Genomic DNA, 14645 nt, shown 5'->3' with positions numbered 1-14645 from the left:
AATTAATAGGGTGCTATGTGGCCGTTTCCTGCAACAGCAGCGTAAACAATTCCGCTTGCCCCTTTTGTTGCAAGATCTCCCTTAAATTTATGGTAAGCACCGTTAATAACTTCTCCTTCTAATTCCAGATCTCTTTCTATTCCAAGGTATTTGAATCCAGCTAAAAACTCGTCAATAACTCCTTTAACGACTATTGTTCCACCTTTCATCTCTCCTCCGACTCTTGCAATGACGTTACCTTCTACTATGAGTAATCCACCGTTCATATGAACTCCGGGCATTATGGCGACGTTTCCTTTAATGATCATTTTACCGCCGAGCATGTATTCGGCTATCTCATTACCCACGTTACCGTGGACAGTTATAATACCTCCACTCATACCTCTCCAATCACCACGATAGGCTGATCCAACGTAGTCACCGGCGTTCCCCATTATTGTAAGTTCGCCACCTTCCATGTTTTGTCCTGGCCAAGAAGCTGCATTTCCTTCTACAGTGATCTTTCCACCCTTCATGTCTGCGCCAACGTACATGTTAACGTTTCCTTTGATGAGTATTTCACCTGCTGTCATGGCTTTTCCTATCCATTTGGTGTTGTGTGCATCCCCATCAATAACTATTTTAATTTCTGATGGGTTTTCTGAGGATTCTCCTTCAATGTCGAAGAATTTTGATAGCCTTTCTTGCCTGTTACCGTTCCATATTCCCAGATTTTTGATTTCGTCAAGACTTTTGCCTGCAAATGCATCTGGAGTTACGTTGTTTGCTTCAATCGGTACTAGTGGTTGTTCTTTAGGTGTTAAGATTATTTCACTCATAACATCACCCCGTTGACTGGAGTTGATCTTGGAAGATATTCATCTTGCACTGCATAGTTAGCAAAGTTTACTGAGTAATATTTTTTGAACATCTTTTCAACTTCACCTACTATCTGTGTTTCTAATTCTGCATCGTAAACTGAGTTTACCCAATAGGTTCTTCCGTGCTGTCCTATGTTTACAACATTTCCGTCTTTGACAACGATTTCACCGTCTTTAAGCACATATGATGCAGCTGTTAATGCTTCTTCAAGTGCCATATAATCTGTAGACGGATCTTGTGTTTCTGGGTTGAATCCATATATTGCAATATCTGCATCTGCTCCAACACCTAGATGTCCTTTGGTGTCGCTTAGTCCCAGTACAGTTGCGGGTGTGGCTCTTGATATTTGAGCTATTTCGTAGAAACTGTACTCACGGTCGAGAGTTGCAATGCTTGTTTTCTTCTGAGCCCATTTGTGAACCTGGTTTTCGATCATATCTTCACGATACTTGTTGCTCATGAGCCATGACATTACCCTTGGGTATCTGGTGAATGGACCTGCGTTAGGACTGTCTGTTGTGAGACATATCTTCTCTGGGTCGTTTACAAGCAAGAATAATTCAAGACCAATTGCCCATTGTGAAGATGGAACTGGTGCTTTTCCTGAGTATATAAAAGGAACAACTCCAGAACCGGTTTCAAGTTCTACATCACAGTTAGCCCATTTAAGTCCGTTAAGTGTGTGAAGGTCGTATTCCATTGGGCCGTCTGCAGTCATAGTAGTTGTTTCATCTAATGTTACTTGTCCTACATCAATAACTATGTGATCGTTCTTGTTCACGTAGTCTGCTACTTTAGGTGCTTCTGATACGAAGTCCCTCCAATTGGTTCCTCCGTAACTGTGAAATTGCACGTGAGTAGCGTAAAGAACCTTGTCTCTGCTTCCAGTTGTTGGGTTTGCTTTTATCCCTTTTGGTACATCGAATGATTTTAATGTTGTTTCGTAGTTTCCTGGATGTCCTAAGTCGTTGCAGTGAAGGTGTATAGCATGTGGAAGTCCAAGCATCTCGTTGACTTCTGCAAGGCCTTTTATTATCTCTGCCCCTGTTATATCGAAGTATGGTGCAGGGTCGTCTATTCCATGTACGTTTCCTCCCCATGCCCATGCTTCCGTTCCTGCAGGGTTCACGATCTTAATGGTGTAACCTTTAGTTGCTCTGAGTAACCATGAAGCGTATGCTGCTGTTTTATCTAGGTCTCCTTCCTTAAGGTATTGCATTATAAACCAGTTGTTACCGAAAAGTGGGTAAGCTGCATGATCTATGATTGGTGTATCATGGAATTCCTCATGGGTGTGCCTAGCTAATAATGGAGGCATTGCGGCTTCCATTGCTGTTGTGTAACCCATTTGAGCATATCTATATCCAGTCATAAATGTAGATGGAACTGAAAATCCACTTCCAGCCCTTTGACCGGCCTTTCTTCCTACAACATCTTTTTTACTGTCTTCTGGACGGATCATCCTTCCCACGTTAACTTTAGCACCGGCTATATGGGTGTGTGGGTCTACTCCTCCAGGCATTATAATCTGTCCAGATGCGTCTATTACGTTTGCATCTGCACTTACGCTTTCCACTATTTTTCCATCTTTTATACAGATATCTTTCTGTTCTCCATCGATGTTGTTTAGTGGATCGTAAACAATTCCGTTTTTTATTATGTGTTCCAACGAAAGTCCTCCTAGTCATTAGTAATTTGAAATCTTATGATAACCTTTCATCAGAGTAGGCATGTCTAGAACTGCTTCTTCTGTGGGGTTAATCTCAACAGGTATGTTTTTAAAGCTTGGTGTTGCTGTTGAGTCTGTGTTGGGACGTATGACCCTGTTTGCCCATGGTCCCATGGGGATGTATATCATGACATCTGGAAGCTTTTCTTTGGCTGTTACAACTTTGACTATAACATCTCCAAATTCGGATACTACTTCTATGTTGTCTCCATCTTTCAGGCCCATGTTTTCCATCTGATCCTTGTTCATGTTGCAGATTGCTGCAGCATCAACATACATCTGAAGGTCTTTACCTGATTCAATTGCTTGTCCCTGCCAGATTGTTCTACCAGTATTTAATATAAAATTCATTTGGCCTCCTCCACTTTTTCAAGTCTTATGGCAAAAACTGGACATGTTTCAACGCATGTTCCACATTTTCCGCAGAAGTTTGGGTTTTTTAGTTCTATGACGCCATCGTCAACCATCATTATAATTTCAACATCATCGGTAGGTCCCTTTCCTCCAGAAACCTCTGGACTTCTTAATGAGTTGACAGGACATGCTACAACACAGTTGCCGCATCCATGGCAAAGTTCCGGATATACTACAAGTCCGATTGTCATTTATTTACCTCCAATTTAAGTTATTTAAAAAATTTATTCAACTAGTTTTTTACAGATTCAAATGCCTTTTCCCATGATTTTGATTTGACAGGGGTGCTGTGTATATTGGTTCTTTTAACGTCAATTGCATCGACAGGACATGCTTTTTCACATGCACCACAGTATATACAGTATTTTTCATCTACATGGAGTTTCTCTTCTATACTGCCCATTTCATCAGATTCTGGGAAGGATAAAGCGTTGCATGGACAAGCCATCACACATGTTTCACATCCCTGACATGTTTCTTCATCTATGTTTATAGTGCCTTCAAAAGCCTTGGTAACTTTTGCGGCATCAACAGGACAGATATCTTCGCACCATCCACAGTTAACACAAGTTTCAGAGTTTATATCGGAATTTCCTATAATTTCAGAATCCTCTGCTTTGATATCATAGTCACCATATGAACATTGTCTGCAAACAGCTTTGATTGCATCAACAGGACAAGCTTTTTTACATACTAAACAGTAAACACATTTATCCTTGTCAACGTTTATGTCAGAAGCTATGGTAGGGTCATCAGATGTTGGGAATTTGTAGTCAAGTTCAATTGCATCGGCGGGGCACATTTCTTCGCATACCCCACATTTTATACAAGTTTCCTTGTCTATTTCTATTTCACCAGTTACAAGTTTGGATCTGTCTGGAAGTTCCCTTGCAATAGTAATAGCTCCGGGTGGACATGCAGTTTCGCAAGCTTTACAGTAGATACATTTATCATCATCAATTTCTGAAGATTTTAAGAGTTTAGGATATTCTTCTAATTCTTTAATTGATTTACCCTCAATTTCAAGGTCTAATGCATCATATGGACAAATACAACTACACATACCACATAATACGCATTTATTTTCATCTATTTCAATTTTACCTGATTCCTGTTCTGTTCGAACCATGGCTCCAGTTGGATTCACTTCTATAGCTGATACGGGACAGATAGTTTCACATAGACCGCAAGATCCACATAATTCATTTTTGAATTTCAGCTTTCTAGCTTCTGCACCCGTTCTTTCTACAGAAACATCTTTACCTTCAATCATTTCTGTTGTCTCCATTACCTTCAACCTCCATAATTTCTATTGAATTTGTGGGACACATCTCCCCACATATAAGGCATCCGCAGCACCAATAAGGATCTATCCGTGCCTTCAAATCATCTAACACAATGGAATTCATCATACATGCATCAACACAAATACCACAACCAATGCACGAGTTCTTCACCTTGCAATCGTATTTTTTATCCAAACACGTTTTTATTATGGTTCTAGTTTTATCTTTGTCCTTAAAAAGGGCATAGGTAATGGTCAAAAAATCCTTAGGACATGTATTTTTTATAACTTCTGCTATTTCTATGGAGTTCCAAGACACGTTTCTACCATTTAAATAATGTGAAACTGTTGATCTATCCATATCGAGTTCTGCTGCAATATCTCTTTGATTATGTCCTTTCTTTCTTAGTTCTACTGCTGTTAAATATTTCAACCCTGATATTATGTGTTTCGGCATGTGCACCCCATGTGTGTTAATAACACTTTCGCAGTAGATATATATATAATTTTCATCAAAAATCAAATAGCAATACTTATATACTGGTGTGTTGTTAAAACACATACAAGTGGGGCAAATATCCCTTTGAAAACACGTTCCAAATTCATTAAAATGTTAAATAATATACATATACGATGAAAGGAAATTGGGATCAAAAATTTACATTCTTATAGGAAATGTACCAGAACAATTCAATTTTTTCACTACAAAAAGTTCATAAATCTTTAAACAGAATGATAGCAATATTAAGAAAAATTTGATTAGTTAAGAAAAAAATAAAAAAAATGTACTTATTAATACCACAATTCAATCTCAAATGGTGGATTTTTTTTGTTTTATAAATTTTAACAGCACCAACTTCAATTCAGGTGTTCATGATACTTTATCCGCTGCAGGATTAGTTAAAACATTGGTAGGTGATTCCATTCATATTAATAATGCTCTTTAAATTTATATCATATGAATTGATTTGAAATATATAATCATCATCGATAATTAAGAGGGATATCACATACACAAATAATAGGATGATCACAATACATATTATAAGTAAGTTTTTAGTTAAGATTTCTAATAGATCAAGGTGTAACCATGAGAATCATTGGAATCGTTGGAACAAAAAATACCGGAAAAACAGTTCTTGTAACAAATATAGTAAAAAAACTTGTTGAAAGAGGTTTTGATGTAGGTACTGTTAAACACACTACTGAAGGGTTTGATATAGAAGATAGAGATACTTGGAAGCATAAAGAAGCAGGAGCGCAAGTTGTGGTTGGTTCAGGAGATGAGACTTTTCTTAATATTGGAGAAACCATGGAACTGGATCTTATTTTTAACTTGATGAAGTATGTAAAGGAACTTGACTTCGTGGTCGTGGAAGGGTTTAAACATTCTAGATATGCTAAAATATCAACATCAGACTACAAAGATGATCTTACAATTAAAAATGTGGATGTAAGAGATTTAAAACCTGCAGATATTGAATCATTGGTTGATATGATAGAAAACCGGAGTTTTGGAATTTATCAGAGTTTGAACTGTAAAAAATGTGGTTTTGAAAGCTGTGATGCTTTTCAAAAGGCAAAAATCAGCGGTGATGCCAGTAAAGATGTAAAATGCGAGACTGAAGACGACAACGTTGTTTTGAAGGTGGATGGATTTGCAATACCCATGAATCCCTTTGTTAAATCATTAGTTAAAAACGTGGTCCGTGGTATGGTTGATTCACTTCGAAAGGATGAATACGGTGCCCATGAAACAAAAAGGATTGAACTGTTGATAAATGATGAAGACAACTGACAACTACAAACGACCAGTAATATCTCTGCGTATCTCAATAACCAATCGCTGCAACGTGAAGTGCTTCTACTGTCACCATGATGGCATAGTAGCCCAAGACTACGAGATGAATCCAGAAGAGATCTATAGAGTAGCAAAAATTGCTAGAAAAATTGGTGTAGATAAAATAAGACTTTCTGGAGGAGAACCACTTATTAGGGAAGATGTGGTAGATATTGTTAGAAGACTATCCCACTTAAAATTCAGGGACATCTCAATAACTACCAACGGAACTCTGCTGGGAAAATATGCAAAAGCACTGGTTGATGCCGGTTTGAACAGGGTGAACGTCAGCTTTGACACCCTGAACCCCGAAACCTACAAGTTCATAACCAAGCGTGATTACATGGAACTGGCCAAGGATGGGATAAAAAAAGCTGTTGAAGCTGGCCTTAACCCTGTTAAAGTGAACATGGTAGTTATGAAAGGTATAAACCATACGGAAATATGGGAAATGTTCCAGTTCTGCCGAAAAAACGGCGTTGTATTGCAGCTCATTGAACTCCTGAAAACTGAAAACTGCGAAGAAGCTGAGTTCCTTGAGGAATATCATTACAATATGAACCCACTTGAAGAAGAACTAAGGAAAATTTCCTCAAATGTTAAAAAAAGAGCATTCATGCAAGATAGGAAGAAGTATTTCATTGATGGTGGGGAAATCGAAGTTGTGCGTCCAATGGACAACACACAGTTCTGTAAAAACTGTACTAGGCTGAGAATTACCCCTGAAGGTAAAATAAAACCATGCCTGCTCAGAAACGACAACCTAGTAGATCTCATAGAACCAATGCGCTGTGGAAAATCGGATAAAGAACTCGAAGAAGCATTTTTAGAGGCCATAAATAATAGAAAACCCTATTATACCGATAAATGTTAGTTATAAAAAATTGAATTGCAATATCTATTTTTTTATTTATTGGATTCAATCTTCTTAAAAATCTTTTAATATGCCTAAAAACAGCACATGACCAAAATGAGGAAAATACCATTATGGCTTTAATGGGCTGATACTGTATGGTTTCTATTTCTCTTACCAAACCCCAGTGAATCTCAGATTTAGTGTGTATTTAAATTATAATTAAAAATGTTAGTATCCACTATAAACGATTATTATTAATCTTTTTATAGTTCTTGATATAACTATAAAAACATAAATATCCTCAAATATGTTCATATTAATATCGAATAAGGAAAAGAATAATTATCTGGAGAGGTGTTCAAAAAAATGGAAAAAAATTCAAAATTATTATTTTTAGCAGGGATAATTATAGCATCCATGGTATGGGCAGTATATCCTATTCCCGGAATTGTATTGGGAGTGGTTATAATGATATTATATATTATATTTTATTTCAAAAAAGATACAAAAAAAAAATAATTTAATTCAATTTCTACTGTTTTTTTTCAAAATCCTTGGGAAAAGATATCAACTTTTTTTTATGTATAACTGAAATATTATTAGCTTTTTAGCATTTAAATTATACAAATGAACTTTGTTTAAATAAAAAAAAATTCTAGAGATATTAAAACCTCTTTCTGTCCATTAGTTCCCTCATCTTACCCGGGTTCCAACCGCCTGAAGCCGATCTGGATCTTCCTACTTGTTGAACATATCCTGTGATACGATCGTACCATTCAACTTCTGTTTCTTCACCACAAGTTCCACATTTTGTTTGAAGACCTTTCATAAGTGTTTTACACTTAATACAGAAGCTAAGTGCAGAACTGTAGGCCCAAAATCCAATATCACTTTTCTTCGCGATCTTATTGGTGAGACTCATCAAAGAATCAGGATCTGAATACGCCTCACCCATAAAGGCGTGGAAAATATGACCACCCAACGTTATAGGATGGAATTTCTCCTCTATTTTAATTTTCTCAGGCAACAAAACATCCGAATTCACAGGAACATGGGAAGAATTAGTATAATAAGAAGCCAACTCATCACCCTGTAAAATCGCCCTATCACCAAACTTCTCCTTATCTAACGTTGCAAAACGATAAGCAGTAGACTCAGCCGGCGTCTGAAGAACTGTCCACCTCAAACCAGTTTCCTTCTTCAACTCCTCCGTACGCTTATTCATATACTTAACTACCTTAATACCAAAGTTCCTAGCATCCGGATCCTCAATACCCTCACCACAATGGGCCAGTAACATCTCATTAAGACCCACAAAACCAAATGAAAGTGTTGAATTATCCACCTGATAATAACGTTCCTCATCAGCCTCCTGAGTTAAAAATGGGAGTAAATTATAATTATCCAGACAATTCAAAGCCTGCTCACGCCTGAGCATCAACACCTCTTCACCGATACTCATATAAGAGTCCAAATAATCAAAGACATCATCATCATCCCGGGAGTTATAGGCAATCCTAGGAAGGTTCAAAGTAACATAAGCCAAGTTACCTGTTCTGAAACAATCCTTATCCCAGTCACCAGTCCAATTATCACTTAATGAGGTTCTGCAGCCCATATAATTAGCCATATTACCCCTGTACTTTGGAAGCATATTCACAAAGTAAGCAGTACCATACTTGGCTGAAAGCTCATGTACACGTCTAATATCCTCTTCAAATCCTCCATTAAGAATCTTATCCCTTAAAACATAGATAGTATTCGGGAAAAGATGAGGTTTACCATCAGAATCACCTTCAAGCAAAGTCTCAGTAAAAGCACGTTGCAACAATCGTGTTTCCTCTTCAAAGTCCCCATAAACACCTACATTTTTACCTTTAGGACCATAAGCAGTTACATCCTCCAAAAACTTGGGAACACTGAATTCAAGGTTAATAGAGGTAAAAGGAACCTGAGAACCACGAGCAGCATAAGCCATATTCAAATTATAGATAAACATCTGAACAGCCTGTTTTACCTTCTCATACGGCTGGCCCGCAGCAAAAGGAGCCACAAAAACATTCCAAAGACTCATAGACTGTCCACCACTCATATTCTGCTGAGCAGCAAGCATAATCTCTCCAGAATGATTCATAAGAGTCTCAATATGATTAGGAGGGCCCGCAACAGACGTATGATCACCCGTACCATCCACTTTAAGCCCATGTTTAATAAACAAACGTAAATCATGCTGCAAACAATTTATAGGACGGCCCGCAAAGAACTCCAAGTCATGAATATGAATATCCCCGCCCAGATGCGCATCCGCCAATTCATTCGGAAGAATACGCAGCAAAGCATACTGCTTCAACGCCTCATCAGCAACATACTTATGCACTGTCTCAGGATTATGGACCATATTCGCATTATCACGCGAACCATTCCTTATAAGATTAGTAATATTATAAACAGGAATACCAAGACGAGTATACTTCTTACGCAAAGTTTCAAGACCATTCTCAACCAATTTAGTGTTAACAATCTCCCTAATCATCGGAGCAGTTAAATAATCAACATCCAACTTCTTAAGCTCCTTCCAAACATCAGTTGCAATCCTACGAGATAACTCCCCAGAAGCATCCGTCTCAACCATCAAAGTCTTCTCAATCTTCCTCTGATCAAAAGACTCAATAGTATCCCTAGAAGTACGCACGCGTAAAGCATTAGATGCCAAATACTTATCCGCAACCTTACGATCAACCCGCTTCAAACAATCATAAACCAACATCTTAATCTCAGCAGTAGAAACACCATCATAAGCCGCCTTACCAACATACGCAGCAATCTGCTCCGCAGCCCACAACGAAGAACCAACCATCAAACAAGACTTAACAACCTTCTCATGAGAAAATCTCTCAAAAATCCCATTATTCTTCACGACACAAACCTGCGCCCGCGTAGGAAGAGAAGCAATAATCATCCCATCCCGTTCTATATCATCCCTCATTGGCAACACCTATATTTTATATTTAAATTTAATAACTTATTAATATTGTTTAGTTCACCTTTTAGTCTCTAACAAATTGTTATTTTATTTTAGTTGTATATTTGGATCATAAATTATTTGAAATTATATTAATAATAAAGTGATGAATGTTGGTATTTATATGAATTAATTGGATCCTTGGATATCAATAGTAAATCTTAGAAATTACGAAGTTAAAATTTGATACATCACATAGTTGTTAGTCCAGACAGAAAGAAAAAGGATAATTCTTAAAAACCTGATACAATATTAAAACAGTTTTAGTTATTATTTCATTTTCATCATCAGTTTGTTTTCCAAACTTTTTAATGTTAAATATGAGCTGATTTATTTATATACTCTATCAGTGTAGTTTATTCTACAAAATAAAGAAATAAAAATCTTTATATATTTTAATATGATAATAGAATATATTAACAGAATGTCTAAAATAAGAGTTAGGTGATACGTGTATGACAAAAGAACTTGAAAAGGAAATCAGGGAGCAGATTAAGGGAAAAATTCAGGCCGAAATTGAAGCAGAAGTAGAGGAGCAAATAAGAGGACAAGTTAAGGCCAAAATTGAAAAAGAAGTAGAAGAACAAATAAGAGGACAAGTTAAGGCCAAAATTGAAAAAGAAATAGAAGAACAAATAAAAGGGAAAGATGAAAAAGAAATTCAAAAGGAAATAGAAGAACAGATCAGAGGAAAAAAATAATAAGGGCTGTGGATAATTCCTAAAAAATTATTTTTTTATAATTATTAATCCTTTTTTGAACTTTTTCCCAAAAATTAAATTCTTTTCTAAAATTAGTAAATAAATGCCCTTTTTCCTACTTAACGATATGAATTTAACTACTTAACGCTTATAATCTTTTCGGAATCTTACCTGTTCATAAAGGTTATATTAAACATTAATAGAGGAATGTTTATGAATACATCATGAATATTCATGGAGAATTAAAACCAACCCTCAGATCACTAATCCTCTTAAGGGGAATTGATTATTTCAGGAAAATTCGTGATTATTCAGAAATACGTGATTAAGAAATGTTGAATAATGTAAAAGGGGGAAAAATATGGCATCGTCGTTTAAATCACCTGCAGACACAGCCAAGGCTTGTGTTGGAATTGCAGCGTTGAAAGAAAAATCTCCGATGAGCAATTTAATTCTTTTAAGTTTCTTAGCAGGAGCTTATATTGCTTTTGGAGGACTTTTAGCTGAAGTCGCTACAGGAGGCCTAGCAGCTGCTGGTGCTCCTCCAGGACTTGTTAAATTATTATTTGGAGCAACTTTCCCAGTTGGGCTCATGCTGGTCGTTATAGCCGGTTCTGAACTGTTTACTGGTAACAACATGTATATGCCTTTTGGAATATTGGAAGGAAAAGCAAGTTGGTTTGGACTTATCCGTAACTGGGTAGGAAGCTGGGTTTTTAACCTTGTAGGCGCTTTATTTGTAGCTTACGTTCTTGCATATCTTACTGGTGTTTTAACAGCTGACCCCTGGGCAGCAGGTGCAATCACTATTGCTAAAACTAAAGCACTTGGTGGTGCTCAGTTTGTAGCTGCAGGAAAAACTGTTACGTCTTTAACTTGGACACAAGTGTTCTTTAGGGCTATTGGATGTAACTGGCTGGTATGTCTAGCAGTTTACCTCGCTATTGCCTCGGATGATATTATCGGTAAATTAATTGGAATATGGTTCCCAATAATGGCTTTCGTAACTATTGGATTTGAGCACGTTGTTGCAAATATGTTCTTTATACCTATGGGAATTTTCCTAGGTGGAGTAACCTGGTCACAGTTCTTCCTAAACAACATGGTACCAGCTACCCTAGGTAACATCATCGGTGGAGGAATATTTGTAGCTGCAATCTACTGGTGGACCTACATTAGAGGAACCAAAACAGCCACTTGATATTGCAGAAAGAAAGGTAAATATATAAAAATTGGTAAGGTTTGTGAAATCTTTCCATTTTCATTTTTTTTTGGAGAAATGGAACTCCCATTCTATCAGGAAATGATAGTCAAACCACACATTTAACACGTATTACTTATCACTTGAAAATACTTAAATCCAAAATCTATATGAATTAGTCATGTAAATTGAAGGAATTTTGTATGTCAATATTATATCAATCAATTTCGGAGGGAAAAAATGAATATCCAATATACTCCAACAACATGTCCCTACTGTGGATGTGGATGTGGATTTAATTTAGTAAGTGTAGACGGGAAACTTGAAGGTGTCGAACCATGGAAAAGGAACCCAGTAAACGAAGGAAAATTATGTCCTAAGGGTAATTTTTCATACGAGTTTGTTCACAGAGACGACAGGTTAACTACACCATTAATCAAAGAAGGCGGTGAATTTAGGGAAGCATCATGGGACGAAGCATTAGACCTTGTTGCATCCAAACTAACCGAATTAAAAGAAACAAATCCAGAATCTCTTGCATTTCTTTCATCTGCAAGATGTACAAATGAGGAAAACTACTTGATGCAGAAACTTGTGCGTACCGTAGTAGGAACACACAACATAGACCACTGTGCAAGGCTTTGTCACGGCCCTACGGTTGCAGGACTTGCCCAAACCTTTGGGTCAGGAGCTATGACTAACTCCCTTTAAGAGTATAGAATTTGCTGATGTTATTTTTATAATAGGATCCAACACCCTAGAACAACATCCACTTATGTGGAGAAGAATATTACAAGCAAAAGCTAGAGGAGCAAAACTAATAGTCGCAGATCCAAGATTCACACTTCTGCTAAAAAAGCAGACTTGTATATACCATTTAAGTCAGGGACAGACGTGGCATTAATGAACGCCATGATGAACGTAATAATTTCAGAAGGACTTGAAGACAAAGATTTCATTGAAAAAAGGACAAAAAACTTTGAAGAACTGAAAGAAGTTGTCAAAACTATCCTCTTGACAAGGTTGCAGAAATAACTGAAGCATCACCTGATCTGATTAAAGAAGCTGCAATCATGTATGCAAAGGCAGAAAATGCAGCGATTGTTTATTCTATGGGTATAACTCAACATACAACAGGTACAGACAACGTTATGTCAACATCGAACCTTGCTATGATTACAGGTAACATTGGAAGGCCGGGTACTGGAGTTAACCCCCTAAGGGGACAAAACAACGTTCAGGGAGCATGTGATATGGGAGCACTCCCAGTAAGCTACCCCGGATACCAGAAAGTCATAGAAGAAGAGATAGCCGGAAAGATGAGGACTGCATGGGGATGTGGAGATCTTAACTGCAAACCAGGTATAACTGTAATTGAAATGATGAACGGAGCATACGATGGCGATATCAAGGGATGTATATAATGGGTGAAAACCCAATGGTCTCAGACCCTGATATTAGCCACGTTAGTGCGGGTCTTGAAAACCTGGACTTCTTAGTTGTACAGGATATCTTCATGACTGAAACAGCAGCACTAGCAGATGTAGTACTTCCTGCAACTTCGTGGGCTGAAAAAGACGGAACATTCACAAGCACAGAAAGACGTGTGCAGTACATAAGAAAAGCAGTTGACGCACCGGGTGAAGCAAGAGCTGACTGGGAAATAATCTCCGATATTGCAACAAGAATGGGCTCTGACCTATTCAACTATAACTCACCACAGGAGATCTTTGAAGAAGTAAGAACTGTCACACCTCAGTATGCAGGTATGGAACAAAGAAAGACTGTCCAAACCAGAGGCTCTACACTGGCCATGCCCAGATGAAACACATCCTGGAACTCCTATACTTTGGGGAGAACAGTTTGCAACTGCCGATGTCTTGGAGTATTAATGCCAATCGAATTCATAGCAGCTGCTGAACTTCCAGGATGAAGAGTATCCATTTACACTTACAACTGGACGTATTCTGTTCCACTGGCATACTGGTAGTATGACGAGAAGATCAGCGACCCTCGACCGTGAAGTTCCAACAGGTTACGTAGAAATCAACACAGAAGATGCAGCCGAACTTGGAAAAAAAATAAAGAAATGATTCGTGTCAGGACAAGACGTGGAGTAATTGAAATTGCTGCCAGAGTCACTCCTGATATAATGAAAGGAATAATATTTGTACCATTCCACTTTGTGGAGTGTGCAGCCAACACATTAACTCAAAGTTTTGCATTAGATCCTGCAGCTAAAATGCCAGAATTCAAGGTATCTGCAGCAAGCCTAGAGAAAATGGGGTGATCCAAATGGTTGAAGTAAACGATATGTTATGCATGGTCTCCTAACGAAGAAATTGCTGAAAGTGGAGAATGTGGTGGAGCAGTAACCTCAATACTGAAATTCATGCTTGAGGAAGGCATAGTAGATGCAGTTCTAGCCGTGAAAAAAGGCGCAGACCTGTATGATGCAGTGCCCACATTAATAACCGACCCTGAAAAAATCATAGAATCAGCAGGATCCCTACACTGCGGTACACTGAACATGGCCAAAACCGTTGAAAAATATCTTAAAGGCGGAAAGGACATTTAAATTAGCCGTTACAACCAAACCTTGTGATGCAATGACCCTTGTAGAGCTAATGAAAAGGGATAAAGTAGATGCAGATAATGTTATAATGGTTGGGGTTAACTGTGGAGGGACATTACCACCAGTTCAGGCTCGTGAAATGATAGAAAAATTCTACGACC

Annotated in this window: 12 protein-coding genes and 2 pseudogenes; 7 read left to right on the top strand and 7 right to left on the bottom strand. The window is 37.7% G+C overall.

The genetic code is table 11. The annotated features are described in order from the left end of the window. Positions 1–2: 2 nt before the first annotated feature. Genes DL91_RS00065 through DL91_RS00040 form a run of 6 tightly spaced genes read right to left on the bottom strand, consistent with a single transcriptional unit; the run spans position 3 to position 4746 of the window. Positions 3–818: a formylmethanofuran dehydrogenase subunit C gene (locus DL91_RS00065; RefSeq protein ID WP_048189696.1), complete on the bottom strand. Its 816-nt coding sequence runs from the start codon at positions 816–818 to the stop codon at positions 3–5. Further along, the gene (gene fwdA, locus DL91_RS00060) at positions 815–2530 is read right to left on the bottom strand and encodes a tungsten-dependent formylmethanofuran dehydrogenase subunit FwdA (RefSeq protein WP_048189695.1); all 1716 of its coding nucleotides are present in this window, start codon (positions 2528–2530) and stop codon (positions 815–817) included. Before fwdA ends, DL91_RS00065 begins: the two co-directional genes overlap by 4 nt. 18 nt (positions 2531–2548) lie before the next feature. After that, a complete protein-coding gene (gene fwdD / locus DL91_RS00055; RefSeq protein ID WP_048189694.1) occupies positions 2549–2941 on the bottom strand; it encodes a tungsten-dependent formylmethanofuran dehydrogenase subunit FwdD in 393 nt (130 codons plus the stop codon). After that, entirely contained in the window at positions 2938–3195 is a 258-nt protein-coding gene (locus tag DL91_RS00050) for a 4Fe-4S binding protein (RefSeq protein ID WP_048189693.1), read from the bottom strand. Before DL91_RS00050 ends, fwdD begins: the two co-directional genes overlap by 4 nt. A gap of 41 nt (positions 3196–3236) precedes the next feature. After that, positions 3237–4292 (bottom strand): tungsten-dependent formylmethanofuran dehydrogenase subunit FwdF, encoded by a 1056-nt coding sequence (gene fwdF / locus DL91_RS00045; RefSeq protein WP_048189692.1) that lies wholly within the window; start codon positions 4290–4292, stop codon positions 3237–3239. Beyond that, positions 4270–4746 (bottom strand): 4Fe-4S dicluster domain-containing protein, encoded by a 477-nt coding sequence (locus DL91_RS00040; protein WP_048189691.1) that lies wholly within the window; start codon positions 4744–4746, stop codon positions 4270–4272. The genes fwdF and DL91_RS00040 overlap by 23 nt, the downstream gene beginning before the upstream one ends. Positions 4747–5379: 633 nt before the next feature. On the opposite strand from DL91_RS00040, the gene mobB reads away from it, so the two are divergent. The 3 genes from mobB to DL91_RS13215 all read left to right on the top strand — a co-directional run bounded on the left by mobB (position 5380) and on the right by DL91_RS13215 (position 7504). Then, positions 5380–6087, top strand: coding sequence for a molybdopterin-guanine dinucleotide biosynthesis protein B (mobB, locus tag DL91_RS00035; protein ID WP_048189690.1), 708 nt, complete (start codon positions 5380–5382; stop codon positions 6085–6087). Then, positions 6074–7003, top strand: coding sequence for a GTP 3',8-cyclase MoaA (gene moaA / locus DL91_RS00030; RefSeq protein WP_048189689.1), 930 nt, complete (start codon positions 6074–6076; stop codon positions 7001–7003). Before mobB ends, moaA begins: the two co-directional genes overlap by 14 nt. 348 nt (positions 7004–7351) lie before the next feature. Continuing rightward, positions 7352–7504: a hypothetical protein gene (locus tag DL91_RS13215; RefSeq protein WP_156095858.1), complete on the top strand. Its 153-nt coding sequence runs from the start codon at positions 7352–7354 to the stop codon at positions 7502–7504. A 145-nt stretch (positions 7505–7649) separates the two neighbouring features. On the opposite strand, the gene nrdD is transcribed toward DL91_RS13215, so the two are convergent. After that, the gene (gene nrdD / locus DL91_RS00025; RefSeq protein ID WP_048189688.1) at positions 7650–9971 is read right to left on the bottom strand and encodes an anaerobic ribonucleoside-triphosphate reductase; all 2322 of its coding nucleotides are present in this window, start codon (positions 9969–9971) and stop codon (positions 7650–7652) included. Positions 9972–10462: 491 nt separating this feature from the next. On the opposite strand from nrdD, the gene DL91_RS00020 reads away from it, so the two are divergent. The 4 genes and pseudogenes from DL91_RS00020 to DL91_RS13010 form a co-directional block, all read left to right on the top strand. Then, positions 10463–10708 carry a hypothetical protein gene (locus DL91_RS00020; protein WP_048189687.1) on the top strand — a complete coding sequence of 82 codons (246 nt, stop codon included), beginning with the start codon at positions 10463–10465 and terminating at the stop codon, positions 10706–10708. A 361-nt stretch (positions 10709–11069) separates the two neighbouring features. Then, complete coding sequence (locus DL91_RS00015; RefSeq protein WP_048189686.1) at positions 11070–11909, top strand: formate/nitrite transporter family protein; 840 nt, start codon at positions 11070–11072, stop codon at positions 11907–11909. Between the two features lie 240 nt (positions 11910–12149). Further along, positions 12150–14199 (top strand): annotated as a pseudogene (fdhF, locus tag DL91_RS14300) (formate dehydrogenase subunit alpha). Positions 14200–14204: 5 nt separating this feature from the next. Then, positions 14205–14645, top strand: a pseudogene (locus DL91_RS13010) (coenzyme F420 hydrogenase/dehydrogenase beta subunit N-terminal domain-containing protein); the annotation flags it as partial.

This window comes from Methanobacterium sp. SMA-27 (assembly GCF_000744455.1).
In the GTDB taxonomy this organism is placed as follows: Archaea; Methanobacteriota; Methanobacteria; order Methanobacteriales; family Methanobacteriaceae; genus Methanobacterium_B.
This window is presented reverse-complemented; position numbering and strand designations above follow the sequence as displayed.